21 protein-coding genes are annotated in these 26,271 nt (G+C 71.6%); 7 read left to right on the top strand and 14 right to left on the bottom strand.

Annotated elements, in window-relative coordinates; genetic code table 11:
• Positions 1-66: 66 nt before the first annotated feature.
• The gene (locus tag JIW86_RS41760) at positions 67-2,562 is read left to right on the top strand and encodes an MDR family MFS transporter (protein WP_322975574.1); all 2,496 of its coding nucleotides are present in this window, start codon (positions 67-69) and stop codon (positions 2,560-2,562) included.
• Here JIW86_RS41760 and JIW86_RS36175 read toward each other — a convergent pair.
• The gene (locus tag JIW86_RS36175; RefSeq protein WP_257558542.1) at positions 2,516-3,766 is read right to left on the bottom strand and encodes an anhydro-N-acetylmuramic acid kinase; all 1,251 of its coding nucleotides are present in this window, start codon (positions 3,764-3,766) and stop codon (positions 2,516-2,518) included. The two genes, JIW86_RS41760 and JIW86_RS36175, sit on opposite strands and share 47 nt — an antisense overlap.
• Entirely contained in the window at positions 3,763-5,061 is a 1,299-nt protein-coding gene (locus tag JIW86_RS36170; RefSeq protein WP_416237635.1) for an MFS transporter, read from the bottom strand. The genes JIW86_RS36175 and JIW86_RS36170 overlap by 4 nt, the downstream gene beginning before the upstream one ends.
• A gap of 211 nt (positions 5,062-5,272) precedes the next feature.
• Between JIW86_RS36170 and JIW86_RS36165 the strand changes: the two genes are divergently transcribed.
• The 4 genes from JIW86_RS36165 (at position 5,273) to JIW86_RS36150 (ending at position 10,027) form a co-directional block, all read left to right on the top strand.
• The gene (locus JIW86_RS36165) at positions 5,273-5,695 is read left to right on the top strand and encodes a YjbQ family protein (RefSeq protein WP_257558539.1); all 423 of its coding nucleotides are present in this window, start codon (positions 5,273-5,275) and stop codon (positions 5,693-5,695) included.
• A 96-nt stretch (positions 5,696-5,791) separates the two neighbouring features.
• Positions 5,792-6,985: a DUF4263 domain-containing protein gene (locus JIW86_RS36160; RefSeq protein WP_257558537.1), complete on the top strand. Its 1,194-nt coding sequence runs from the start codon at positions 5,792-5,794 to the stop codon at positions 6,983-6,985.
• A gap of 171 nt (positions 6,986-7,156) precedes the next feature.
• Positions 7,157-8,560: a hypothetical protein gene (locus JIW86_RS36155; RefSeq protein WP_257558535.1), complete on the top strand. Its 1,404-nt coding sequence runs from the start codon at positions 7,157-7,159 to the stop codon at positions 8,558-8,560.
• Positions 8,561-8,695: 135 nt separating this feature from the next.
• A complete protein-coding gene (locus JIW86_RS36150) occupies positions 8,696-10,027 on the top strand; it encodes an LCP family protein (RefSeq protein WP_257558533.1) in 1,332 nt (443 codons plus the stop codon).
• On the opposite strand, the gene JIW86_RS36145 is transcribed toward JIW86_RS36150, so the two are convergent.
• Genes JIW86_RS36145 through JIW86_RS36135 form a run of 3 tightly spaced genes read right to left on the bottom strand, consistent with a single transcriptional unit; the run spans position 10,017 to position 11,667 of the window.
• Positions 10,017-10,988 (bottom strand): NAD(P)-dependent alcohol dehydrogenase, encoded by a 972-nt coding sequence (locus JIW86_RS36145; RefSeq protein ID WP_257558531.1) that lies wholly within the window; start codon positions 10,986-10,988, stop codon positions 10,017-10,019. The two genes, JIW86_RS36150 and JIW86_RS36145, sit on opposite strands and share 11 nt — an antisense overlap.
• A complete protein-coding gene (locus JIW86_RS36140) occupies positions 10,985-11,242 on the bottom strand; it encodes a helix-turn-helix transcriptional regulator (protein ID WP_374199248.1) in 258 nt (85 codons plus the stop codon). The genes JIW86_RS36145 and JIW86_RS36140 overlap by 4 nt, the downstream gene beginning before the upstream one ends.
• Positions 11,239-11,667 carry a hypothetical protein gene (locus JIW86_RS36135; RefSeq protein ID WP_257558529.1) on the bottom strand — a complete coding sequence of 143 codons (429 nt, stop codon included), beginning with the start codon at positions 11,665-11,667 and terminating at the stop codon, positions 11,239-11,241. The genes JIW86_RS36140 and JIW86_RS36135 overlap by 4 nt, the downstream gene beginning before the upstream one ends.
• A gap of 115 nt (positions 11,668-11,782) precedes the next feature.
• On the opposite strand from JIW86_RS36135, the gene JIW86_RS36130 reads away from it, so the two are divergent.
• Together JIW86_RS36130 and JIW86_RS36125 are read left to right on the top strand one after the other, a co-directional pair.
• Positions 11,783-12,883 carry a M20 family metallopeptidase gene (locus JIW86_RS36130; protein WP_257558527.1) on the top strand — a complete coding sequence of 367 codons (1,101 nt, stop codon included), beginning with the start codon at positions 11,783-11,785 and terminating at the stop codon, positions 12,881-12,883.
• Between the two features lie 87 nt (positions 12,884-12,970).
• The gene (locus JIW86_RS36125) at positions 12,971-14,839 is read left to right on the top strand and encodes a serine/threonine protein kinase (protein WP_257558526.1); all 1,869 of its coding nucleotides are present in this window, start codon (positions 12,971-12,973) and stop codon (positions 14,837-14,839) included.
• A 65-nt stretch (positions 14,840-14,904) separates the two neighbouring features.
• Here JIW86_RS36125 and JIW86_RS36120 read toward each other — a convergent pair whose 3' ends face one another.
• The 9 genes from JIW86_RS36120 to JIW86_RS36080 all read right to left on the bottom strand — a co-directional run bounded on the left by JIW86_RS36120 (position 14,905) and on the right by JIW86_RS36080 (position 26,127).
• Complete coding sequence (locus tag JIW86_RS36120) at positions 14,905-16,629, bottom strand: acyl-CoA dehydrogenase family protein (RefSeq protein WP_257558524.1); 1,725 nt, start codon at positions 16,627-16,629, stop codon at positions 14,905-14,907.
• Between the two features lie 74 nt (positions 16,630-16,703).
• Positions 16,704-17,258 carry a PadR family transcriptional regulator gene (locus JIW86_RS36115; RefSeq protein WP_257558522.1) on the bottom strand — a complete coding sequence of 185 codons (555 nt, stop codon included), beginning with the start codon at positions 17,256-17,258 and terminating at the stop codon, positions 16,704-16,706.
• A 73-nt stretch (positions 17,259-17,331) separates the two neighbouring features.
• Entirely contained in the window at positions 17,332-18,810 is a 1,479-nt protein-coding gene (locus tag JIW86_RS36110) for a branched-chain amino acid ABC transporter substrate-binding protein (RefSeq protein WP_257558521.1), read from the bottom strand.
• Between the two features lie 4 nt (positions 18,811-18,814).
• On the bottom strand, positions 18,815-20,815 hold the full coding sequence (locus JIW86_RS36105; protein WP_257558519.1) for a hypothetical protein: 2,001 nt from the start codon (positions 20,813-20,815) through the stop codon (positions 18,815-18,817).
• Between the two features lie 198 nt (positions 20,816-21,013).
• Positions 21,014-21,217, bottom strand: coding sequence for a cold-shock protein (locus JIW86_RS36100; protein WP_073907826.1), 204 nt, complete (start codon positions 21,215-21,217; stop codon positions 21,014-21,016).
• A 156-nt stretch (positions 21,218-21,373) separates the two neighbouring features.
• A complete protein-coding gene (locus JIW86_RS36095) occupies positions 21,374-22,189 on the bottom strand; it encodes an amino acid ABC transporter ATP-binding protein (RefSeq protein WP_257558518.1) in 816 nt (271 codons plus the stop codon).
• 37 nt (positions 22,190-22,226) lie between these two features.
• A complete protein-coding gene (locus JIW86_RS36090; RefSeq protein ID WP_215150302.1) occupies positions 22,227-23,057 on the bottom strand; it encodes an amino acid ABC transporter permease in 831 nt (276 codons plus the stop codon).
• Complete coding sequence (locus JIW86_RS36085) at positions 23,024-23,791, bottom strand: ABC transporter substrate-binding protein (protein WP_257559570.1); 768 nt, start codon at positions 23,789-23,791, stop codon at positions 23,024-23,026. Before JIW86_RS36085 ends, JIW86_RS36090 begins: the two co-directional genes overlap by 34 nt.
• Before the next feature lie 281 nt (positions 23,792-24,072).
• Positions 24,073-26,127: a SpoIIE family protein phosphatase gene (locus JIW86_RS36080; protein WP_257559569.1), complete on the bottom strand. Its 2,055-nt coding sequence runs from the start codon at positions 26,125-26,127 to the stop codon at positions 24,073-24,075.
• Between the last annotated feature and the right edge of the window lie 144 nt (positions 26,128-26,271).

Genomic DNA, 26,271 nt, shown 5'->3' with positions numbered 1-26,271 from the left:
AGGTGGAGCGCACACGATTCGCGTGATGACCCCACCCCTGTCGGATAGTTGGCCTACCTTTTTCCCGTGGACCAGTTGATCGCAGAAGACCCGACCCGCATCGGCCCGTACCGCCTGATCGCCCGGCTGGGCGCGGGCGGCATGGGTCTGGTCTATCTGGGTCGTTCCGAGGGCGGACGCACCGTGGCCGTGAAGGTCGTGCAGGCCGAGCACGCCGGGCACCCGGAGTTCCGCAGGCGCTTCGCCCGCGAAGTGGCCGCCGCCCGGCGGGTGGGCGGGAGTTGGACGGCGGACGTGCTCGACGCCGACCCCGAGGCGGCCGTGCCCTGGGTGGCGACCCAGTACATCCCGGGGCCGGACCTGCACACCGTGGTCGCCCAGGACTTCGGGCCGTTGCCCGAGCACTCGGTCCACACCCTCGCCAACCGGCTCGCCCTCGCCCTGCAGGCCGTACACGACGCGGGCCTGATCCATCGCGACCTGAAGCCGTCCAACGTCCTCGTCACCGTCGACGGCCCCCGCGTCATCGACTTCGGCATCGCGCGGGCGATGGACAGCCTCGCCGGGGACAGCCTGCACACCCGCACCGGCATGCTGATCGGCTCCCCCGGCTTCATGTCGCCGGAACAGGTCCGCGGCCTTGAACTCACCCCCGCCAGCGATGTCTTCTGCCTGGGCGCCGTCCTCGTCTACGCCGCCACCGGACGCCATCTGTTCGGCGCCACGGACACCGGTCTGAACGCCCACCTCTTCCGGGTCGCCGAGGAGGAGGCGGACCTGACCGGTGTACCGGAGACGCTGGTCGATCTCGTCCGCGCATGTCTGGACAAGGACCCGGCCAAGCGGCCCACCCCGCAGCAGGTGGCCGCGCGCACGACACCGGATCAGGCCTCGGAGTGGCTGCCGGGTGCGGTGCTGGCGCAACTCGGCCGCCATGCCGCCCAGTTGCTGGACTACGCCCCCGCCGCACCCGCCGCACCCGCTGAAGCCCTCGCCGGGGCCCCCGCCGCACACCCGGACCCCCGCAGCCCCTCCGCCCAGCCGCTGCCCCCGCCGCCCGCGTACGCGCCGACCGCCCCGGCGCACTTCGTGCCTGCGCAGGGCTTCGGGCCGCCCCCGTCCCCGGCCACCTTCCAGGACCCGGCGTCCCCGCACCCCAGGCGCTGGGGGAGCCTGGTGGTGATCGCCCTGACGCAGCTGCTGGTGCTGCTCGACGCGACGACCTTCAACATGGCGATCCCGATCGTCCAGGCCGAGCTCGACCTCCACGCCGACGACCTGAGCCCGGCGATCAGCGCCTACCTGGTTGCCTTCGCCGGGATGCTGCTGCTCGGCGGGCACATCGCCGACCTCGTGGGGGCCAAACGGACCCTGGTCATCGGCCTGGCCGGCTTCGCGGTGGCCTCCGCGCTCGGCGGCTCGGCCGGCGACCCCGCTCTGCTGATCGCGGCCCGCGCCCTGCAGGGCGCCTCCGCCGCCCTGCTCACACCGTCCGCACTGTCCCTGGTGGCCACCGGCTTCACCGACCCGAAGGAACGCGCCCGGGCCTTCGGGATCTACGCCGCGATCACCGTCGGCGGCGGGGCGCTCGGGCTGCTCACCGGCGGCTGGCTCTCCGAGACACTGAGCTGGCGCTGGACCCAGTACGCGTGCATCCCCTTCGCCGTGATCGCGCTGATCCTCGCCAACGCCCTGCTGCCCGATCGCCCGGGGCGCACCGGCGCCCGCTTCGACGGGCCCGGCGTGCTGCTCGGCTCGCTGGGACTCGCCGCCCTCGTCTATGGCCTCGGCGATGCCCGGCAGCGCGGCTGGACCACCCCCCTGACCCTGGTCCTGCTCGCGGCGGGCACCCTGCTGCTCGTGGCCTTCCTGTGGTGGCAGACCAGGACGTCCAGCCCCCTGCTTTCGCCGTACGTCCTCCAGGACCGCAACCGCGTCGGCTGCATCCTCGTGGTGCTCCTGGCCGGCATCGGCGTCCTCTCCCTGTTGCCCGTCCTGTCCTTCTATTTGCACTACGTACTCGGCTACGCCCCGGCCATGGCCGGGGTGCTGATCCTGCCCATGGCCGCGGCTGCCGTCATCGGCTCCACCCAGGTCTCCGCCCGCCTGCTGCACCGCACCGCGCCCCGGGTCCTGATCGTGTCGGGCCTGGTGATCACGGCTGTCGGGCTGCTGCTCCTGACGGGACTCGAGGCCGGCGGCGCCTACCCGATCCAGGTGCTGCCCGGCATGCTCCTCGCCGGCTTCGGCACCGGTCTGGCCTTCACTCCGGTCTTCGCCACCGCGACCGCCGCCATCGCTCCGCAGCACTCCGGCGCAGCCTCGGCCACCGTCATCACGGCCCAGCAGGTGGGCGAGGCGATCGGCACGGCGCTGCTCACGAGCTTCATGACCGCCCGCCTCGCCCATGCGTCACCGGATGATCAGGCCCAGGAGCTGCTGCGCGGCTACGCCGACGGCCTCTGGTGGGAGGTCGGCACCCTCCTGCTCGCGGGCCTGATCGCCGGCGTGATGGTCACCGCCAGGGCGCCGGCGCAGGCGAGGCAGCCGGTGGCGGGGTGACCGTCAGGGTGCGGGGCGCCTGCGTCAGCGGCGGGGGCAGACGGAGCGGCGTACGGCCCGGCGTGAGGCTGCCGAGGACCCGGGGGCCCGCCGCGCCCGTGCACTGCGGCACGGTGCCCGGCAGGCCGTGCAGGGTGAGGTAGCCCAGTACGGCGAAGGCGTACGCCTCCTTGGCGGCGCTGGGCAGCCCCACCGCGTCCGAGGTGCGCAGCCGTACCGCGGCACCGAGTTCCTGGCGAAGTGCGGTCATCAGGACGGGGTTGCGCGTGCCGCCGCCGGAGGCCAGCACCTCGGTGACCCCGAACGGGCGCAGCGCGTCGGCGACGGTGCGGGCGGTGAGCCGGGTGAGGGTGGCGAGGACGTCGGGGGTGGAGAGCGGGCCGACCGCGTCCAGGGCCGTACGCAGGTAGCCGGAGTGGAACAGCTCCCGGCCGGTGGTCTTGGGCGCGGGCAGCACGTAGTACGGCTCGGCGAGCAGGCGGTCGAGCAGCGGCCGGTGGACGGTGCCGCGGGCCGCCAGGCGGCCGTCGGTGTCGCGGTCGAGGCGCCCGGCGGTGAGGTGGCGGGCGGCGGCGTCGAGAAGGGCGTTGCCGGGCCCGGAGTCGAAGGCCGCCGGGGTGCCGTCCGGGGTGAGCACGGTGGCGTTGGCGATGCCGCCGACGTTCAGCGCGGCCGGTACGCCGGGGTGTCCGCGCAGCAGCATGCGGTCGATCAGGCCGACCAGGGGTGCGCCCTGGCCGCCGGCGGCGATGTCCCGGGTCCGGAAGCCGGAGACGACGGGGAGTCCGGTCGCCTCCGCGATCCACGCGGGTTCGCCGAGTTGCAGGGTCCCGTGGACGAGGCCGCCGTCCGCCCAGTGGAAGACGGTCTGGCCGTGGGAGGCGATCAGTTCGGCCCGGCCCGCGCAGAGTTCGCGATCGGCCCGGGCGGCGAGACGGGCGAACGACTGCCCGATCCGGGTGTCGAGGCGGCACACGTCGGCGAGGGTGGTGCGCCCGGGCGGGAGCGCTGCCGCGAGCGCGTGGCGCAGCTCGTCGTCGTACGGCTCGCTGACCATGCCGAGCGGGGTGAGGCGCAGTTCGGAGCCGTCCCGGGTGATGCGGGCGGCCGCGGCGTCGACGGCGTCGCAGGAAGTGCCGGACATCAGGCCGATGACGGTGGTCTGCGCGGCTTGCGGTGCGGGCGGCGCGGCGTGGTGGGTCATCGCAGGGGCCTCAGGTGGTCGTCGGGGCGCAGGGTGAGCAGGGCGGGGACGGCCAGCGCGCAGGCGCCCGCCGCGTAGAGCGCGGGAATGTCCGGGTTCCCGGTGTGCCGTACGAGCGTGGTGACGATCAGGCCCGCGCATCCGGAGAAGACGGCGTTGGAGAGCGCGTAGGCCAGGCCCAGCCCGGTGCTGCGCACGCGCGTCGGGAACATCTCCGCGAGCAGGGCGGGGCCCGGCCCGGCCAGGAGTCCGATCATCGCGCCGGCCGCCGCCAGCAGTGCTGCCTTCGCCGCGACGGATGTGCCCGGGTCGCGCAGGAGGTGCAGGAGCGGTACGGCGGTCAGGACGACGAGGATGCTGCCGGTGAGCATGACGGTACGCCGGCCCACCCGGTCGCTGAGTGTTCCGGCGGGGAGGATCGCGGCGGCGAATCCGAGGTTGGCGACGAAGGTGGCGGCCAGGGCCTGCTGGAAGGTGGTGCCGAGAGTGGCCTGGAGGTAGGAGGGCAGCACGACGAGGAAGGTGTAGCCGGCCGCGGACCAGCCCATGATGCGGCCGACGCCGAGGACGACGGCGCGCGCCGTGTCGGCGCGGCCTGGGGCGTCTGCCCGGCCTGTGAGGTCCGCCCGGCCCGGGACGTCCGCCCGGTTCGAGGGTCCCGCGGTCTCCGGCAGCCGCAGCCGCAACCACAGCGCGACGGCGCCCAGCGGCAGGGCGAGCAGGAAGGGGATGCGCCAGCCCCACGCGTACAGGTCGCTCTCGGAGAGCAGGGTCGCCAGGCCGACGGCGACGCCCGCGCCCGTGAGGAGCCCGAGGGCGACGGTGAACGACTGCCAGGCACCGTGGCGGCCGCGCCGGCCAGGCGGTGCGGTCTCGGTCAGGAGGCTCACGGCTCCACCGAACTCGCCCCCGGCGGACAGTCCTTGGATGCTGCGCAGCAGGGTCAGCAGCCACGGTGCGACGGCGCCGGCGGTGGAGTACGCGGGCAGTACTCCGATCAGGGTGGTCGCGCCGGTCATCAGGGCGACGGCGAGGACGAGCGCGGGCCTGCGGCCCGCCCGGTCCGCGAGCCGTCCGAAGATCAGGGCGCCCAGCGGGCGGAAGAAGAAGGCGATGGCGAAGGCGGCATAGGTCGCGATGAGCGCCTCGGCACGGTCGCCGCCGTCGGGGGTGAAGAAGCGGGCGGCGATGACGGTGGCGAAGGAGCCGTAGACGCCGAACTCGTACCACTCCACGAAGTTGCCGACGGACCCGGCGACGAGCGCGTGCCGGGCGGACGGCGGACGGACGGGCACGGGAGCCACGGCGGCCACGGGGGACGTCGCGGGCCGGCTCTGCGGGCGGGGGACGGGGCGAGCCACAGTGGCTGGCTGCCCGCACGGACGCCTGACGATGCGCGGCGCGGCCGGATTTCAGCGGATCGGCCGCACACCGGAGCCTCCCGCGACGCACCTCGCCCGGTGCGGCGGCCCCGGCGCGCACCCGTTGCCGCGAGACGATGGACGGATGGCAGACACCTTCACCAGCCGCACCATCGAGGTCGTCACCGGCGCGTCGGAGACCGTGCACGACCTGACCGCCGCCTGTACGGAGTTCCTGGGGGCGGCCGCCCGGCGTCGGGACGGCCTGCTCAACGTGTTCACCCCGCACGCGACGGCGGGGCTGGCCGTCATCGAGACGGGCGCCGGCAGCGACGAGGACCTGCTGGAGGCGCTCCGCACGCTGCTGCCCGCCGACGACCGCTGGCGGCACCGGCACGGCTCCCCCGGGCACGGCCGCGACCACGTACTGCCCGCGTTCGTGCCACCGCACATGACGCTGCCGGTGCTCGGCGGCGAGCTCGCGCTGGGGACCTGGCAGTCGGTGGTGCTGGTCGACACCAACCGGGACAACCCGCGGCGGCAGGTCCGGTTGTCGTTTCTGGGGTGATGGCGCGGTGGAGCGACGACTGCGGGGGTGAGGCCCGGCTGGACCGGCCTGTCAGACCCCTGAGTCAGAATCCTGCTCATGTCCACACGATCCGACATGGCTCTCGAGCTCCACCTCGGCAAGATCCTCTCTGCCGCAACGGCGGAGACCGTGCAGAGCGCGGTCATGGCTGCCCTGCGTCACGTACGGTCCGGCACCGGCGGAAAGCGAAGGGGAGGAAAGCGGCTGACGGAACTTCTCGCCCGGGCGCGGACCTCGGCGGCAACAGCAGACGAATGGGAGATCGTAAGGTCCCTGCAAGACGCCCTCCATTACACGGAAGGGCGACTCCTCAGGCCCGATTACGAGGAGAAGTACCGGTTGCACTACCGGGATCAGGGCCCGCGAGACAAGCTGGGGCTCGATTCCATCGCGAGGACCGTGGCCAGGATCAACGAGCTCTGGTGCACCGAAGCCGAGAAGTACCTGAGTGAACATCCTGGAGCTGTTGTCGCGGAGGTTCTGGAGCACGTGCGCAAGCTGGGCCAGGACGCCCGGTTCATGCAAGCCCCCGTGGATGATCCGGCGCGTTACCACATACCTCGCGGGATCGCCGAGCGTGCACTGTGGACGGAGCGCGTATTGAAGAACCGAGTTGAAGTCACGGATCCGGCGGAAGCTGCCCACCGCATCATGTCGTCTCCTGAGGCCCTCGCCGTCCTTGCAGCAGACGAAGACGGACGAACAGTCTTGCGTGCAGCAGAACTACAGCGCCGAGCGGCCCATCTCCGCGAGCTGCGCCGGGTGGCTGAAGACGCCACTGCGTCCGAACACGCTTTGCAGCGGGCGTTGAACGGGATGTACTGGGTGTTCGGCGGACGCTTCATCGGTGAGGCCCAGCAACGGAGGCTGGTACCCGGGGACGAAGTCGACATCCCGTTGATCCGTGGCGACGGCTCGCTTCAGATAGTCGAGCTGAAACAAGCCGCGGCGGTGAAGCTGGTGAAGGAACACCGGGGCTCCTGGGTGCCCAGGAGAGAGGTGAATGATGCCGTGGGTCAAGCCATCAACTACCTTGTCGGCTTGGATGAGAATCGAGAACGCATATCGATGGAGTTCGGCATCGACACCCGGCGCGCAAGCGCGATCATTCTCATCGGGCATCCGCTGAGTCAGCCGGAAGTCGACGAAAAGGAAATCAACGAGGCCCTGCGCATTCACACGTCGCACCTGAACCGGATCGAGATCCTCACCTACAAGGAGCTCATCAACAGCGCGGAAAGAGCCCTCGCGGCGGGTGACGTGGTGTAGCCCGGCCCCGCCGCGCCGCCACCCCACGTGAATGAAGCCTCAACCATCTTGTGTCTCAAGTGAGTTGGCCAGATCTCAAGATGACTGCCGCAGTGCGCCCATGGCATGATCAACCTTCACGTTACTTACGGGTAACGCCCCCTCCCTCCCCCACACGAAGGTCACATCTCCGTGCGCACGCTCGCCAGACGCCTCCTGCTCCCCGGCCTGACCACCCTGGCGCTTGCCGCCACCGGCTGCTCCTCGCCCGCACACAACACCGGCGCGGCCGCACCGGGAAGCGCCGCCACCACCGCGCCGGCCGCCGACGGCACACAGCAGCTCGACGTGACCGCCGCGCCGCAGGGATCGTCCGCGCCGACGGCCGTGGCCCGCACCGGCGGCGGCAAGGGCCGGCCCGAGAAGTCCTCGCTCCAGGTCGCCTCGTACGACAAGGCGAGCGGACGGGCCGTCATATCCACGGCAGCAGCCCAGAAGCCGACCGGTTCGCCCAGCCACTCCCCCGCACCCGACAAGCCCGTGGCGGTGGGCGACGTCATCGCCAGCGCACCGGCGCCCGGCGCCCCCGACGGCCTGCTCGCGAAGGTCACCGAGGTCGTCGGAAAGACCGACCGCGGCACCGAGGTGAAGACCGCCGCCACTACGCTGGCCTCCGTCCTCGACGACGACAAGGCCGACGGGAAGGTCCCGGTCGACCCGTCCTCGGTCACCGTCGAGCCGTTGATGAAGGGCGTCACCTTCTCCTGGGCGAAGAGCCAGGGCGCGCGGTTCGGGCCCCAGGGCGCGACACTGCCCCTCGGCACCCTGCGGCTGGACGTGAACGCCGCGGTGGACACCGCCAAGGACGCCCCCGCCTCGGCCGGCGCCTCGGTGTCCGGCTTCGTCCAGCTCGCCCCCCGGGTGGAGTTCTCGTACGACGGCAGCTCGGGCGGCACCTTCGGCCCGAAGTCCGCCTTCCTCGGCATGAGCGGCGACTGGTCCTCCCAGTGGGCGCTCAAAGGCCGCGCCGCCGCGAGCACCGGCGACGCGCCCAAGCGGATCCCGTTCGCCAAGCTGCACAGCACCCCCGTCATCCAGGTGGGCCCCGTGCCCGTCGTCGTCAACCTCGACCTGACCTGTTACGTCCAGGTGGAGGCGGACGGCCGCGTCACCGTCGACGTCCAGCAGGACGTCAAGGGCGACTTCCGGGTCGGCGGCAGTTACGCGTCGGGGCAGGGCTGGACTCCGGTCAGCACCTCGGCCGTGCAGAGCTCCCCGGTGAAGGCCAGCGTCACCGCCGCCGGGCGGGTCAAGGGCGCTCTCGGCGCCGAGGCTTCCGTCGGCCTGTACGGGGCCGTCGGCGTCAGCGCCGACTTCGCCCCCTATGTGCGCGGCGAGGCCGAGGTCAAGGCGACCGCGTCCACCGACGGCAAGAGCGCGGTGAACGGATCCTGGGCGCTGTACGGCGGCTTCGATCTGAGCGGACAACTCCACTTCGAGCTGTCCCTGTTCGGCACGCCGGTCTTCCAGCACCGCATCCCGCTGGGCACCCTCAACCGCGAGTGGCCGCTCGCGAGCGGCCGCGCAGGGCAGTAGCAAGCCAGTAGCCGGCCAGCAGCCGGGCGCCGCTTCCACTACGCCAATGAGGCGGCGGCTCCCGGCGCGTAGCCCCGTCGCTCGCACATCGACCCACTACTGTCCGTTTCGTTAGCGATTCGGACGATTTTGGGGATGTGCGTGCGTCGTCTCACTGTTGCTCTCACCCTGCTGGCAACCCTCGGCTCCGGCACCCTCCTGGGCCCGCAGGCCGTCTCGGCCGACCGGGAGGGTCCGGGCCGGGGTACGAACATCCTCGTCGTGGGGGTCGACAGCCGCGCCGGCCTCTCCGCCGCCGAGAAACGCCGGCTGCACGTGGGCGGCGAGGGGTGCAACTGCACCGACGTGATGATGCTCGTGCACCTGTCGCAGGACCAGCGCCGCGCGAGTGTCGTGTCCATCCCGCGTGACTCCTACGTCGAGTACGCACGCCCCGCCGGCGACACCGGCCCCGCCCGGTGGGGAAAGATCAACGGCGCGTACAAGATCGGCGGCGGCCCGCTCACGGTGCGCACCGTCGAGAAGGCGACCGGCCTGCACGTCGACCACTTCCTGGAGACCGGCTTCACCGGCTTCGAGCAGGCCGTCGACAACCTCGGCGGCGCGACCGTGTGCACGGACAGGCCGCTCCAGGACGAGAACTCCGGCCTCGACATCCCCTCGGGTGTCCACCGCACCGACGGCAACCACACGCTGCGCTACGTCCGGGCCCGGCACGTCAACCAGCGGCCCGGAGACCTCGGCCGCGTCCGCCGGCAGCAGCGCGTGGTCACCGACCTCCTGGCCCGCCTCACCGCCGAGGGCGCCCTGGACGGACCCGTCAACACGGCGCGCACCGCCCGGGCCTTGCTGAAGTCCGTACGCACCGGCGAGGGCACCGGCCTGTCCGACCTGATCCGCATCGGCTGGGCACTCGGCCGTCTGCGCACGGACCGCACCGAGTTCGCGACCGTCCCGATCCGCCTCTTCGACCACCGGGTACCCGGCGTGGGCTCCACCCTGGTGTGGGACGAGCCCCGATCCGCGGCGCTGTGGGACGCTCTCGGCGCGGACCGCTCCATCACCGGGGACACGCGCATCCAGCCCGTCCCGGAAACACCGGTCTCGAGCAACCCGGCGAACATCGCGGTCCGTGTGGACGACGACACCGTGGCCGCGGCCCTGCGCGCGACCGGCTTCGCCGTCACCGCCACGCAGTCCGCACCGCCGGTACGTCCCGCCGGTCCGCCGGTCATCAGCCATCCCCCCGGGCGGGAGGAGGACGCCGCAACCCTCGCGGCCGCCCTGCCCGGCGCCCGCCTGCGGCCCGACCCGAAGCTGGACAACGTCTTCGACGTCAGCGTCGCCACCCGGCCCGTCCTGGTCAAGACGGTCACCTACGACCGCAACACCGTCGACGGCGCCCCCGTCACCGCCGACCGCCTCAGCTGCGCCGGAGCGCCCGCACGAATGCCCGTCACAGGCTGATCGCGATCTTGCCCCGTGCGTGACCGGACCTCAGGCGGCGTACTGCGTCGGGGACTTCGGCCAGCGGGTACGTACGGTCGAGGACCGGGGTCAGCGAGCCGGACTCGATGAACTCCCCGAGGGCGCGCAGGTCCTCGGGGTTCGGGGTGGAGGCGAGTCCCCGCAACTGCTGGCGGACGAAGGGCGACAGCAGCAGGGCCCACAACTGGCGGTGGTAGCCGCCGAGCCAGCGGCCGTCGGTCTCGCCGCCGACCATGACCAGGGTCCCGCGCGGGGTCAGGGCCCGGCGGAGCCGGTGCAGGGGTCGGTTGCCCGCGATGTCGAGGACGAGATCGTAGCGGTGGACGCCGTCGGTGGGGTCCTCGCGGGCGTAGTCGACGACCTCGTCGGCGCCGAGGGAGCGGACCAGGTCCGCCTTGGAGGCGCTGCACACCCCGGTGACGTGAGCGGCCCCCAGGGCCTTGGCCAGTTGTACGGCGTAGGTGCCCACCCCACCCGAGGCCCCGATCACCAGGACCCGCCCGCCGGGCTTCAGCCGGCCGGCGCGCAGGGCCTGGAGGGCGGTGCACCCGGAGATCGTGACGACCGCCGCCTGTTCGGGCGTGAGCCGGGCCGGACGGGGAGCCAGCTCTTCCTCCTTGGCGCACGCGTACTGCGCGAAGGAGCCGGTGCAGGTGCCGTACACCTCGTCGCCGGGCCGGAAGCGGGTGACGTCCGGGCCGACGGCCTCCACACGGCCCGCGACGTCCAGACCCCTCACGCGCTGCTTGGGTGCCCGCAGGCCGAAGCCCGCCGCGCGGATCGCGTAGGGCATGCCCGCCATCAGGTGCCAGACGCCCTGGTCGACGCCGGCCGCCCCTACGCGCAGCAGCACCTCGCCCCGGCCGGGCACGGGCTGGTCGATCTCGTCGAGGCGCAGGACGTCGGGTGTTCCGTAGACGTCGTGGACGATGGCTCTCATGAGGTGTCTCCCTCTGTGCCGGTGTGGTCCGAGCTGCCCGGTTGGGCCGAGTACTGGAAGACGCTGTCGAGGGGAACGCCGAACACCCGGGCGATCTGGAAGGCCATCTCCAGCGACGGCGAGTAGCGGCCCTGTTCGATGGCGATGACGGTCTGCCGGCTCACTCCGATGCGGCGGGCGAGCTCGGCCTGGGTCATCTCGCCGTGGGCGAAGCGCTGGGCCCTGATGGTGTTGGTGACCCTCGTCGCCTTCACCACGGGTGGAAACCGAACCGGTAGGAGATGACCTTGACCGCCGAGCCGAGCACCGACGACAGGACGAAGGCCAGGTAGATGCAATTGGCGATCCAGAACGGAGCGGCCTCGGCCATCGCCAGGACCAGGCCGGCCACCGCGCCGATCACGACCAGCGACTGTCCCACGTACTCACCGAAGCGGTGGATCTCGCGGTCACGCTGGTCCTTGACGTTCGCCTCCCGCTGCGAGAAGGCGGCGATCACGATGTGGGCGGCGATCGAGGCGGCGATCGCCAGGCCGACGCTCCACAACAGGGCTTCCACGTAAGGCGCCCGGGTCAGCGGCACCGCCGCGGGGCGGCTCAGTACCACCCACAGGTACGCGGCGTACGACGCGACCGCGACCACCAGCATGCTCCAGGCACGTTTCTCCTCGACTGTCACTTCCCGCTCCCACTCCCCCATGTCAAGAAAACCAGACACTCGGAGTGTCAAGCAGTCTCGACATCATGTCAAGGATTCTTTACCTCGAGGTCGGGCGACCACTAACCTGTGCGACATGACGATGCACAAGACCGCCCACGTGAGCGTTGACGCGATGATCGAGGACCTCAGGACACTCGTCGAGACCGAGTCCCCATCGCGCGATCTCGGCGCCTTGACGGCATCGGCCAAGGTGGTCGCCGCGGTCATCGAGAGCCGCCTCGGCGGGCAGGCCGTCCTCGTCGAGAGCGAAGCCGGACCGCACGTGCACTGGTCGGGGGGCGGCGATCCCAAGGTGCTGATCCTCGGTCACCACGACACGGTCTTCCCGCTCGGCACCCTTGAACGCCGCCCGTTCCTGGTCGAGGACGGGCACGTGACCGGCCCCGGGGTCTTCGACATGCTCGGCGGTCTGGTCCAGGCCGTTCACGGCCTGGCGACGCTCGAAGACCGGTCGGGCGTCGAGATTCTGATGACCGCCGACGAGGAGGTCGGCTCCCGCTCCTCCCGAGCTCTCCTCGAGGAACGAGCCCTTGCCTGCGGCGCGGTACTCGTGCTCGAGGGCGCCGCTGACGGCGGAGCCCTGAAGACCGGCCGCAAGGGCTGCGGCACGTTCCAGGTCTCCATCGCGGGCCGGGCGTCGCACGCGGGCCTGGAGCCCACGGCCGGGGTCAACGCCCTGATCGAAGCAGCGCACCAGGTACTGGACATCGCGGCGCTCGGGCGACCGGAAATCGGCACGACCGTCACCCCGACCGTCGCGTCCGCGGGAACCCTGGACAACGTCGTCCCCGCCGAGGCGACCGTCGTCGTCGACGTACGGGTCGAGTCGGCCCACGAGACGGAACGCATCGAATCCGCGTTCGCCGCACTGGCTCCGCATCTCGACGAGGCGCGGATCGCGGTGGAGGGAGCCGTCAGCCGGCCCCCGATGCCCGAATCGGCGGCGGCCGAACTCTTCGCCGTGGCGCAGCAGCTGCTTCCCGGCCTCGAGGGCAAGGCGGTCGGCGGCGGCAGCGACGGCAACTTCACGGCCGCGCTGGGGGTGCCCACGCTCGACGGCCTCGGAGCGGTCGGGGGCGGCGCCCACGCGGACCACGAGTACCTGGTGGTCGAGGCGATGACCGAGCGGGCGAACCTCGTCGCGGGACTGGTGAAGGCGATCCGGCACCGGTAAGTCCGCCCGCACCTCGGCGTGTTGCCGAGGTGGCTCATCAGGTAGATTTATTTCTAGAAACTGATTCCAATTTCTAGCGGGGCTGACGTGTTAGAGCTGAGGGGGAGCGGAGCCGAACCGCTGGAGGCGGGCGATCCGCCCCGGATCGGGTCGATTGCGCTGGCGGGCCGGCTGGGGGCCGGCGGCATGGGGCGGGTGTACCTCGGGGTCCAGGAGGGCCGGTACGTCGCCGTCAAGCAACTGCTCGCCTCCGTCGTCGGCGAGGACGAGGACTTCGTGCGCCGTTTCGGGCACGAGTTGGACAACCTCGCCCGGCTGCCCGCGGAGGCCACCGCGCCGCTGCTCGCCAGCGACCGGACCGCAAGGCCCCCGTGGTTCGCCACCGCGTACATCCCCGGCCTCACCCTGAAGGAGGCCATCGGCCTGCACGGCGGCCCGCTGCCCGCACACGCGCTGTGGTTGCTGCTGCGGGAGGCGGCGGCGGGTCTGGCGGCGGTGCACGGGCTGGACATGGTGCACCGGGACCTCAAGCCGTCCAATGTCATGCTGACCCTCGACGGTCTCACCCTCATCGACTTCGGCGTCGCCCGGGCGGCCGAACAGAGCCAGCTGACCAGGACCGGCATGGTCGTGGGCACCCCCGCCTACATGGCGCCCGAACAGGCTTCGGGGAAACGGCGGTTGAGCGGCGCCACCGACGTGTTCGCGCTGGGCTCGGTGCTCGCGTACGCGGCGTGCGGCCAGCCGCCCTTCGGCGACGAGTCGGGGCACGGCGTGCTGTACCGCATCGTCCACGAAGAGCCCGACCTGGGGCCGTTGCGGGAGCTGGAACCGGAACTCGCCGAACTCGTCGCGGCCTGCCTCGACAAGGACCCCGAGGGCCGGCCCACCGCCGCCGAACTCCTCGAACGCGCTGCCCGGCACGGCCCGTTCGGCACACCGCTGTGGCCGGCGGCCGTCACCGAGCGCCTGACCGAGCGGGCCGCCTTCGCCGCGAACGTGCAGGAGATCGACGAACCGACGCTCCCGCTCACGGGCACGAAGCCGGAACCGGAGGAGGGCCCCGGCCCGGAACCCGCGGCCGAGGCCCGTCCGGAACGTCCCGAGCCGGCCGAACGGCCCGAGCGGCGGGAGCGGCCCGAACGCCGCCGCCGAACCCGCGCCCTGCTCGCCGTCGTCCCCGTCGTCGTGGTCGCGGGCGGTACGACGCTCGCCATCCAGAACCTCCCGTACGCGTCCTCGCCGCGGACCGGCGCACAGGGAACTCCGAGCGCGCCGGTCTCGGCGCCCGCCGACCCTACGGCGTCGACGGCGGGCGGCAGCCCGTCGGGCGCGGCGTCACCCGGACCTTCCCCGGGCCAGGAGCAGGCCTCGGGGGACGGCAAGGACCAGGGACAGGGCGGGACGGCCGGCCCCCCGGCCGCGGGCGCGGGGGGCGCTGCTGCCGGGCCCGGCCCCGGCGGCGGGAGCGGCAACGGCGGTACCCAGACCGGCTCGGGAGGCCCGGGAAGCTCCGCCAACGCGGGCGGCGCCGGCAGCCCGCGCCCCTCCGGAGGCGGGACGTCCACGGCCCCCACGGCGCCGGCGCCCCCCGCTTCCGGCACCTACCGCTACCGCAACGGCAACAACGGCGAGTGCATCACCCAGGTCTACGGCTCTTCGGACCACGGTGACTGCTCGGACTCGACCGCCCGGTGGACCGTACAGAGCAGGTCCGACGGCAGTTTCAAGCTCGTCAACAAGCAGACCGGCGGGTGCCTGTACGCCAATATGCTCGGCCAGGCCGTCTTCGTCGGCGACTGCTCCTCGGGCACGAGCCTCCTGTGGCGTACGGGGTCGGACGGCAGCCTGCGGAACGACTACAGCGGCGGCTGCCTCGACCTGGGCATGGCCAGCGGCCTGGTGACGAACACCTGCGGTGGGCAGGCGTCCCAGCGCTGGACGAAGCAGACCTGACCCGTCTGCCCGTCGTACGGACGGCTCCCGTCGCCGGGAGCCGTCCGTACGGGCGCCACGCCTCGTTACGGCGCCATCTCGTACGCCCCGGCCAGCGCCTCCACGCGCGCCCAGACCCGCGCCGAGCGGTCGGCGTCGACGACCGGGCGCCGGACGGCGCCGAGGGCCCAGTCCTGCTGGTCCGCGGTGGCGGAGTCCTTGCCGTGCAGCTCGACCGCGTGCGCGGAGAAGTCCCGCACGAGGACGCCGAACAGTTCGTCGAGCACGTCCTCGTCCAGACCGGTCAGGCGGGCCTGTTCCAGGATCAGCTGGCCGTGCACGACCAGGGCGAACAGCTGGCCCACGGCCAGGAGAAGATCGAGGTCGCGGCTCTGCTCCTCGTCGGGTGCGGCGGTCGTGACGAACGCGCACAGGGCGTCGGCCTGCTCACGGAAGCGGGAGACATTGGGCACGGCGGCGTACGCGTCGTAGGCGGGGCGCCAGTCGTGGAAGCGTACGGAGCCCAGACCGCGGGCCGGCCCCTGTCGGAAGAGGAACGCGTCGTCGGCGGAGTCGAGGCGGGTCGGCACGGGTGCGTACTCGGCCGGTTCCAGCAGGTGGTTGCGCATGAACTTGAGGATCAGCGCCAGGTTGACGTGGACCGTGCCCTCCAGCTTGGGCAGACCGCGGATCTCGACGGCCGCTTGGGCGAAGTAGGTGTCCTTCTCGAAGCCCTTGGCCGCGATGACGTCCCACATCAGGTCGATGACCTTCTCGCCCTCGGTGGTCACCTTCATCTTGGTCATCGGGTTGAACAGCAGGTAGCGGCGGTCGTCGGGGCCGGCGGAGCGGAAGTAGTCGACGGCGCGGTCGCTGAACAGCTTCATCCCGACGAGGCGGACGTAGGCGTCGGCCAGCTCGCGGCGCACGTGCGGGAAGGCGGTGACGGGGCGCCCGTAGAGGATGCGGTTCTGCGCGTGGGTGACGGCCTCGTACATCGCGTGCTCGCAGATGCCGATCGAGGCGGTGCAGAGGTTGAACTTGCCGACGTTAACGGTGTTGAGGGCGGCGTCGAAGGCGGCGCGGCCGGTGTGCAGGACGTCGTCGGCGCCGACCGGGTAGTCGACGAGACGGAACTCGCTGACGTACTTGGAGGAGTCGACGACGTTCTTCACGAGCTGGTACGCCGGGTGACGGCTGTCGGCGGCGAAGAAGACGTAGCCGTCGGGGCCCTCGACGTCGGTGCGGCGGCCGAAGACGGAGACGAGACCGGCGGCATTGCCGTTGCCGATGTAGTACTTGGATCCGCCGGCCCGGAAACCGCCTTCGCCGTCCGGCTCCAGCAGCATGTCGGTGGAGTAGATGTCGGCGCCGTGGGTCTTCTCGGACAGGCCGAAGGCGAACACGTCGCCCTCGCCGAGGAGCTGCGCCGCGCGGCCGCGGGCGACGGCGTTGTCGCTCTGCCAGACCGGGCCGAGACCCAGGATGGTGACCTGCCACGCGTACCAGTAGTCCAGGCCGTAGAAGCCGAAGATCTCGTTGAGGGCGGCGATCCGTGCCGTGTCCCAGCGCTTGTCCGGTTCGTCCTGGCCGGCGGCGGAGGCCGGGGTGAGGAAGGTCGCGAACAGGTCCTCCTTGGCGGCGAACGCCAGGAAGTCGCCGAGCCAGGCACGGGAGCGGTAGTCCTCGATGAGCCTGCGCTTGCCGCGGTCCTCGAACCAGTCGACGGTGGCGCGCAGCAGCCTGCGGGTCTCGGGGTCGAAGTGCGCGGGGTCGTAGGTGCGCGGGTTGAACAGCAGCGGGTCGGCCATGGAGGTCCGCCTTTCGGGTCGGGGGATCAGTCGAGGGATCAAGGGGGTGAGGTTCCGGGGGTGAGATACGGGGTTCAGCGCTCGGCGAGCCGGTGGAGCGTGGCGAGCACGTCCTCGAGCCAGGCGATCGTCATCCGCTCGTAGGCGATGCCGCCGCGGAGCACGACGTGCTGGAGCTCCCGCCCGGCGTCGGTCGGCGCGGGGGCGTCCGGGCCGGTGAAGTCGCGCAGCTCCCCCGCGAGATAGCGCGTGAGCCGGTCGGTGTGCGCAAGGTGGTGCCGTTCGACCTCGCGGATCAGCGCGGCCGGGTCGTCGAAGGCCGCGCCGCGGATCTTCACGGCGAGCTCGTGCCGGATGCCCTCGGGCTGGATCGGCTCGTGGAGCCAGGCGGCCAGGGCGGCCCGGCCGGCGGCGGCGACGGAGTACTCCTTCTTGTCCGGTCTCGCCTCTTGCGGCACGTCACGGACGTCGATCCAGCCGTCACCCTCCATGCGCTTGAGCACGCGGTAGATCTGCTGGTGGGTGGCGGTCCAGAAGTAGCCGATGGACCGCTCGAAGCGGCGGGCCAGCTCATAGCCGGAGCCCGGCTTCTCCAGCAGGGAGACGAGGATCGCGTGCTCGAGTGCCATGCCCCGATTTTTCTATGCAACTCGTTGCATAGACAAGCGCCGCTGCCCCGGTGAGACGCGGCTCACCCGTCCCTCACTGTTGTTCCGGGGGCTTGCCCTCCGCCGCGGACACCTCGACGAACTCGGCCTGGCCCTTGGCGTTGAGCCGCAGGATCGGGACCGCCTTGTTGCGGGGATTGCCGTTGTTCTGGAAAGAGATGAAACCGCTGGCCCCGGCCACCTGCTGGCTTCCGTCCATCTGGTGGAACATCCGGGCCACGGCGTCGCCGGCGACCTTGCCCTGCCAGCGGGCGGCCATCTGGATCCCGTGGCCCGCGGTGAGGACGGCGTCGTGGCCCATCAGGGCCCCGCCGTCGTCCCGGCGGTCGTGCGGGAACCACTGGTCGAGCAGCCCGCCCTGCTGGAAGTTCTTCGCGGACGGCGCGGACACCGACTGCGGCGACGCGCGGTACATGTCGGGGTGGGAGAGGCCGGTGTAGAGCACCTCGACGCCCGTCTCGGCGGCGTGGGCGAGCTGCTCGGCGGTCAGGTTGGTGGTGTCGTCCCCGGCGAAGACGGTGAACTTCTGGTCGGTGCAGCTGCGGTTGGACAGGGCGTCCAGGAAGTGGGTGAGGTGCTGGCCGCGGCCCGCGAAGTAGACGAGCTGGGGGCGTTGCTGGCACAGCTGGCCGGGCATGTAGCGGAGCTCGTTCTGCCAGGCGCTGCTGACGGAGGAGTCGTACGTCATGCGTTCGGCGACGAGCCTGTGCTTGTCACCCTCCTGGAAGGCCTTGGTGAAGGCCGTGCCGAGGGTGGACGCGTACAGGTTTCCCTCCGCCACGTCCTGGATGACGACCGCGGTGCCGACGCCCCGCCGTTTGAGGTAGGCGGCCGCCGCGTACGCCTCGTCCTCGTTGGTGGGGGCGACCCGTACGAAGCCGGTGATGCCCTGGATGTTCGTGGCGGTCATGGTGGAGCCGACCATGGCGATCCCGTTCTCGGAGAGACGCCGTATGGCCGCGAGGTTCTCGTTCGTGCTCGGTCCGAGGCCGGCCACGGCGACCAGCCGGTCCGGGGCGTCCTTGCGGGCGATCAGCTCGTCCACGGTGTGCTGCCAGTGCGCCGACTTGCTGCCCGCGTTCGCTATCAGGAGGCGGATCTTGGGGGTGGCGGACAGATCGCCGCGATTGTGCCGGTACTGGGCGAGATAGGCGCCCTGCAGTTCGTGCCGGACGCCCTCGGCGGAGTTGCTGTCATCGGCGGTGGTGGTGAAGGAGGTCAGGTAGGCGACGCTGACGTACGGTTCCTTGTCCGCGTCGGCGAGGACCCGGGCGTTCTCCTCCTCGATCTTCTTGCCCACCGCGTCGAGGTCCGGTGCGAAGGCGTAGGAGCCGTCGGTCACGCCGACGCATTCGTCGCGGGGACCCTGTTCGACCACTCCGTCGGCGCATCTCGACAGCCGTTCCTGGATCCAGCCGACGCCCAGCCAGCCGGCCGCCACCAGTGCGACGGCAACGGCGACGGCCAGGGCCACGCGGCGCACGACGTGCAGCGGCCATTCGAGTCTGACCACGGGCTCAGCCCTCCCCGCCGGCCGTCTGGGGATCGCGCCAGTGACGGTGGCGCTCCGCCTCGTTGAACAGGGCCACGATGTCGTTCCTCCGCAGTTGTGACAGCTGGGTGTAGCCGTCGGCGATCATGTCGTTGAGTCGCATGGCGGGGTCGGCGAGCGGATCGCTCCACACCCAGCGGGTGGTCACGAGTGTGTGGATCACGGACTCGACGTCCATCACGCGCTCGGGGCGGCGCGGGCCGAGCCCGGCGAGGAGTTCCAGCGGGCCGCGGTCCGCCGGGAGGCGGTTGGGGGCGGCGGTGATCGCGTTGAACTCGGCGATCCACTGCGCGGCCGGCACTTCGGTGAAGCGCCGTGTCAGATGGGCGGTGACCTCGTCGGTCCGCCCGGCGGCGAGCTGGTGGTACATCTCCTGCACCGCCTTCCCCTCACCGCGGTAGAACTCCGCCAGGAGTTCGTGCGCGGCGTCCCACGCGTCGGGGCGGCCGGCCAGCCGCCACAGCAGCAGCCGGCGCAGCCACGGGTGGAGTACGGGGACGACGGTGAGCGGTCCGGACAGCAGCCAGCGGGAGCGGATCTCACCGAACAGGGCGTCGCCGGGGCTGAGCAGCCGGGTGCCGACGGAGAAGTCCCTGGCGGCGGCGCATTCGGCGAGGGTCGCGCGCTCGGTGTCGTCGAAGTCGCGCAGGAGGTGGCTGAGGGCGGTGTCCGCGAGGGTGGCGGTGTGTTCGCCGCTGCGCAGCGGCCGGTCGGGGAGGGTGCGCAGCCAGCGGTCCTGCTGGGGGCCCGAGTCCGGCGGCGGTCCGGACTGGCGCAGTACGTCGAGCACTTGGTGGACGGCGCGCGGCAGACCGCCGGTGAGCCGGTGCACGAAGGGGGTGAGGCGGGTCAGCGGGGCGAGATCGCTGTGGCCGCCGAGCTGGAGCTCTATGCGGATGCGCACCTCGTCCAGGTTGAGGTCGCGCAGGCGTAACGGATACCACCAGGTGTCCTCGCTGTCCCGGGTCGGCCGGTGGGTGTTCCAGTCGGACAGCGAGGCCCGGTCCGGGCCGCGCAGCTGCCAGGGCCAGGAGTCCCCGGTGGCCGGCCCCCAGCGGGGCAGCCAGCGGTTGGAGCTGGCGACGATGGTCAGCGGGTCGCTGTCGTGTCCGGCCACGACCGTGTTGTCGTGCCGGGCGCGCACCAGCAGGTCCAGGAAGCGGCGGCCGTATTCGGTGTGGGAGTTGTCGAGGAGCAGCAGGTAGGAACGGGGCATGAAGCTGCGGGCGGTGTTGCGTCTGAGATCCTCCAGGAACGCCGAGAAGAGGACGAGGTCGAGCCGCTCCTGCTCGTTCTCGTCTCCCTCGTGGCGCCACAGGTTGAGCTCGACGAGGGCCTCCATGGGATCCCCGCTGCGGGTCATGGGATGCCGTCCGTACCACTGGGCGCCTGAGGTGAGCCGGCTGCCGAGCCTGCCGCCGAACAGGTTCGGCATGCTGCGGCGGCTCCGTCGCAGGGCGTCCTGGAACAGGGCGAGGGCGGCGGTGGAGGCGCCTTCGGGCATGCCGACCGCGCCCATGCCCACTTCGAAGAAGGCGGCCAGGTAGTCGCCGTGCCGGGCCTCGTTCTCCTCCTGGAACCGGTCGAGCTGCCGTTGCACCGCGCGCCGGCCTTCGGCGAGGCTGCGCATGCGCAGTTCCTGGTCGGACGCGAGCAGACCGAGGCTGAGCAGCGGGAAGTGGGAGCGGCCGTAGCGGGGCAGTTTGCGTTCGAGCTGGCGGGCGAGCAGACCGAGGGCGTAGCGGGGCAGGAGTGACTGTGCTCCGCCGAAGTTGACGAAGGCGAAGGGGTATTGGGGCCCGAAGTGCTCCATGAGGGCGCTGTGCGCCTCGCTGGCGCCGCTACCGGGCGGACCGAGCAGCATGGTCAGGGGCCGCTCGGCTGCGGGGGTTTCCTTCAGGCAGGCGTCGACCAGCGACAGGATGCCGCTGCGGCCGCGCAGGCCCATGCCCGTACCCGGCTCCATCACGTGTGTTTCCCCCCCCAGGGTGCCGCTTTCGAGGACACGAGAGTGCCATCCGAAACCGGTGGCTGCCATAGCCCGTGTCGCCCGGATTCGCCGGTCGGGCCGCACGCGTGGATCAAGGAGCGGGCGGCGGCGCGGAATCATGACGGCGGCGCCCGCACCGGGTGCGGGCGCCGCCGGGAACGACCGGGCGGGAGGTCAGCCGCGGACGATGTTCTCCGCCTGCGGACCCTTCTGGCCCTGCGTGACGTCGAACGACACCGTCTCGCCCTCGGTCAGCTCGCGGTATCCGTTGCCGGAGATGTTGGAGTAGTGGGCGAAGACATCCGGTCCGCCTCCGTCCTGGGCGATGAAGCCGAAGCCCTTCTCGGAGTTGAACCACTTCACGGTGCCGCTGGCCATACTCATCCCTCTGCTCAATTCAGCGAGTGGCCCGGGTCCGGGCCACCGCGGCGCCCGGTCACAGGCGCCTGAGCCACTTCTCCCCCGGCATCCCCACCCCTACACCTGTGAGCGACGACCGGATAACCGCATGAACGCCCGCCCGCGGCCCGGACCTCACTCAGCGGGCCGCCCGTCGTCCGGTTTGCCCGGCTCGGTGCCGTGAGCGGCCGGTGACTCGACCGCCGTCGGGTCCAGGATCCGGTTGAGGAAGTTGCGGGTCCTCTCGTGCAGCGGACGCGCGACCACCTGCGAGGCCGGTCCCTGCTCGACGATCACCCCGCCGTCCATGAACACGACGCGGTCCGCGACCTCGCGGGCGAAGCTCATCTCGTGGGTGACGACCATCATCGTCATGCCCTCGCCCGCCAGCACCCGCATCACCGACAGCACCTCGCCGACGAGTTCCGGGTCGAGCGCCGAGGTCGGCTCGTCGAAGAGCATCACCTCGGGCCCCATCGACAGGGCCCGGGCGATCGCCACCCGCTGCTGCTGACCGCCGGACAGCTGCGCCGGAAAGGCGTCCGCCTTGTCGGCGAGGCCGACGCGCTCGAGGTTCTCCCGGGCGACGGCGGCGGCCTGTGCCTTGTCCCTCCCGAGCACCCGCCGCTGCGGCAGGGTGAGGTTCTCGGTGACGCTCACGTGCGGGAACAGGTTGAACTGCTGGAAGACCATGCCGATGCGGCGGCGCACGGCGTCGATGTCGACGTCGAGGTCGGTGACCTCCGTGCCGCCGACGAAGACCTGGCCCTCGCTCGGCTCCTCCAGCAGGTTCACGCAGCGCAGGAGCGTCGACTTGCCGGAGCCGGACGGTCCGATGACGCACACCACCTCGCCGCGGGCGATGTCCAGGTCGATGCCGCGCAGGACGTGGTTGTCGCCGAAGGACTTGTGCAGCCCCCGGATCTCGATCTCCGGGCGGTCCGTGGTCATCGTGTCCGCATTTCCCGTCTTGGGTCTCATCTCGTCCTCACGTGGCCTTGTCCCCGCGGGCCTCGAGGCGGCGCACCACGATGCTCAGCGGAATGGTGACGAGGAGGTAGCACAGGCCCGCGACCAGGATCGGGGTGGAGTTGGCGGTCTCGCTCGCGAGGTCACGGCCGTATTTCGTCAGTTCCCGCTCCTCCAGTGTCACGCCCAGGAACAGCACCAGGGAGGAGTCCTTGAACAGCAGGACCAGCTCGTTGGTGAGCGGCGGGATGACGATGCGGAACGCCTGCGGAATGATCACCGACACCATGGCGCGGGCGTGCGAGAAGCCCAGCGAACGGGCCGCCTCCATCTGCCCCTTGGGCACCGCCTGGATGCCGGCCCGGATCGTTTCGGCCATGTAGGCGGCGGCGACCAGGCCGAGACCGATCGCGACCTTCCCGTACGTACCGCCGGGGATCTCGGTCCCGGGGAACGCCAGCGGCACCGCCACGCCCACGAAGATGAAGATCAGCAGGGCGGGCAGGCCTCGGAACAGTTCGATGTACATGCTGGCGACCCACCGGTAGGGGGTCACCGAGGACAGTCTCATCATGGCGATGACGAGACCGAGGACCAGGCCGAGGACGAACCCGGACACCGTGTACACCACCGTGTTGCGCAGGGCGATGGTGATGATGTCCGGGAAGAGGCGGACGGCCAGGTCGGTCTGCGCGAACTGGTTCTGCAGGCGGTCCCAGTCGGCCAGGACGGCGATCAGGACCACTGCGCCGACGAAGATCGCGTATTGCACGCCCTGCCATACCCGGCGCCGCTGGCGCCGGGTCAGCCGAGAGGTCACGAGGTGGCCTGGGGCAGCGGGCCGATCCACTGCTCGTAGAGCTTCTTGTAGGTGCCGTCCGCCTTGGCGGTCGTGATCGCCTTGTCGATCGCGGCGAGGAGGGCGGCGTTGCCCTTCTTCACCGAGAAGCCGTACTGCTCACCGGTCTCGATGTTCTGTCCGAGGACGAACTCCGAGGCGTTCGCCTTGTCCTTGAGCCAGCCCTGGACGACGGGGTAGTCGATGACGACCGCGTCGACCTGCCCCGTGCGCAGTCCGTTGAGCACCGCGTCCGAGCTCTCGAAGGCGACCGGGTTGAAGCCCTGGGCCTTGGCATAGCTCTCGCCGGTGGTCTCGGCCTGCGCGCCCAGCTTCTTCCCCTTCGCCTTGACGTCGGCGAGCGAGGTGACACCGCTCTTCTTCGTCGCGAGGAGCGCCTGGGTGGCGTCGAAGTAGGGGACGGAGAAGTCGACGTTCTTCTTGCGCTCGTCGGTGATCGTCATGCCGGCCGCGGCGAGGTCGCACTGGCCCGAGTTGAGGAAGGCACCGGTCTTGAAGTTCTCGAACGGCGTGTCGAGGATCTTCTGTTCGACCCCGAGGTTCTTCGCGACCAGGTCGATCAGGGCCACGTCGAAGCCGACGACCTTGCCGCTCTGCTCGAACTGGAAGGGCGGGTAGGGAAGATGGGTGCAGGTGGTCAGCTTGCCCTTCTCGACGACGGGCACTCCGCCGGCCGCCTCCCCCGGACCGCCGTCGCCGGAGGAACAGCCCACCGCGAGGAACATTCCCGCGGCGGCGGCAGCGCAGGCTGCCGTACGGATGCGGTGGCTGCTGCGGTGCGTGCGGTGTCCTTGGGCCGTCCGGAACACGGTTGACCTCCACGGGGTGCGGGGCGGGCTGCGGTCGCGGGACGAGACCGTCCGTCGCGATCGTAAGCCCCCCGCGGCGCGCCGCGACGGATCATTCGCGATGCGTCGCCGCCGCTGCGGCCCCGCTCCGCCCCGGCCCCAGCGGGGCGCTGGCTGCCCTCGAGTTCTCCTGGAGGCCGGCGGGTGACCGGCGTCCGTCATGCGCGGTCGAGGCGAGAACGCAGCAGGAGCAGGGCGATGTCGTCGGTACGGGGAGCCGCGCGCCGGGCGTGCCGGATGAGGTCGTCGGCGAGCAGGTCGAGGGGCTGGTCGTGGGTGCGGGTGAGGTGTGCCGCGGTGGCCGTGATGGACTCGCCGAGGTCCTGGCCCGGGGTTTCGACGAGGCCGTCGGTGTAGAGGGCGAGCAGGGTGCCGGGGGCGAAGGGGATCTCGGCGGCGGGGTAGGTGGCGTCCGGGTCGATGCCGAGGAGGAGTCCGGGGCGCAGGTGGAGTACCTCGACCGGTCCGCCGGGTTGGCGCAGCAGGGGCGGCGGGTGGCCCGCTGTGGCCAGGCAGGCGGTCTGGCGGGCGAGGTCGATGTGGACGTAGAGGCAGCTCGTGAAGAGCCCGGGGTCGAGGTCCGTGAGCAGTCTGTTGGTCCGGGCGAGGACCTCGCCGGGCGGGGCTCCCGCGGTGGCGTGGACGGCGGTGCGGACTTGTCCCATCAGGACGGCGGCGTTGACGTTGTGTCCCTGGACGTCGCCGATCGCGGCGGCGACGGTGGTGTCGTCGATGTGGATGAGGTCGTAGAAGTCACCGCCGACGTCCAGGCCCTGGGTGGCGGGGAGGTAGCGGGCGGCGACTTCCAGGGACGGGATGTCCGGCAGGGCGTGGGGCAGCAGGCCGGTCTGGAGACTGCGGGCGAGCTGGTGCGTCGCGTCGTAGAGGCGGGCCCGGTCCAGCGCCTGGGCGATCAGCCCGGCGATCGAGGTCAGTACGGCGCGTTCGCCCGGGGCGAAGTGGTGGGGCCGGACGTAGGCGAGGACGAGGGACCCGATCGGCCGGCCCGAGGCGATCAGGGGCAGGAAGGCCCAGGCGGCCATGCCCTTCTCGAGCTCGGCGGACGGGTACGCGGCCATGAGCTCGTCGGCGTCGGAGAAGAACAGCGGGGTGCCGGTGCGCAGCACGCGGGTGACGGCCGTGTCGGACGTCAGGGGCCGGCCGTCGAGGCGCGCAGTGAGCCCGTCCGCGTACCCGCGGTGGCCGACGATGCGCAGGCGCTGTTCCTCCACGACGAGGAGGGCCATGGCCTGGGCTCCGAGCGCCGGGACTAGCTGGTCGGCGGCCTGCTCGACCACGTCCTGGGCGTGTGCGGCCTCCGTGAGGCTCGCCGCCAGGTGCATCAGCTGGTAGAGCGCGGTGGCCCGGCTGGGCAACAAGGAGGCCGTCGGCCCCGCTTCCCCCGGCAGGGCCGCGGGCGGCTCGGGGAGGTCGTCGGCCGGGGTGATGCGGACGCTGATGCCCGTGTCGTCCGGGTGGAGCTCGAAGCGCAGCAGGTGGTCGGGCGGGCGCAGGGCGGTGAAGGAGCGGGGCAGGCGGCTGATCACCGCGCCCCGGTAGTGGTCCTCGATCGCGGGGGTGTCCATCCAGGGCAGTGCTTCCCAGGGCAGGGCACCGATCAGGTGGGAGAGCGGTGCGCCGAGCAGTTCGGCGGCTCCGGGGGTGACGAAGGTGATCTTTCCGTTGAGATCGAGGGCGCTGCTTCCGCCGGGGAGCCGGCGGACGAAGGCCGCGAGCGCCGCGGCCTCGACGGGGCCCGGTGTGGGAGGGGGAGGCGGGCGCAGCAGCACGGGGCTTGCCGGCGGGTGGAACGGGTGCCCCGCGTCGGCGGCCTGACGCAAGGTCTGCGCCAGGTGCCGGCATCCCTCCTCGATCGTGTCCCTTTCGTACGGTTCGAGGTGCGGCGGGTGCGCGCCCGACCACAGCAGGACCAGCCCGCCCGGCGACGGCGTTCCGCCGTCCGGGGAGCGGCCGGGCAGGGGCGCGGCGGCGAGGGTGAAGTCGTAGGGCAGGACCAGCCCGAGCCGTGGATAGCGGCGGGCCGTCTCCTCCCGTCCCCCCAGCCAGACGAGCCGGTCCTCGCGCATCGCGTCGGCCACCGGGATGGCGTCGTCCAGCCCCACCCGGGACCAGGGGGCGGCGAACTCCCGGGACACCCCGCTGACCACTGCGAGGTACAGGACGTGCGCGTCCGGTCCGGGGAGGTAGAGCATGCCGACGGACGCGCCTGTGGCGCGTACCACTCCGTCCAGCGCCACCTCCGATTGCCGCTGACCAGACACATCGCTTCCGGCACCAGGGACATCCCGCACCCGCACATGGTCTCCCACCCCCCGCACCCGGGGGCGCACTGCCCG

This window comes from Streptomyces sp. NBC_00162 (assembly GCF_024611995.1).
Lineage (GTDB): Bacteria > Actinomycetota > Actinomycetes > Streptomycetales > Streptomycetaceae > Streptomyces.
Note: the sequence above shows the minus strand (reverse complement) of the source record. Positions and strands in the feature narration are given on the sequence as shown.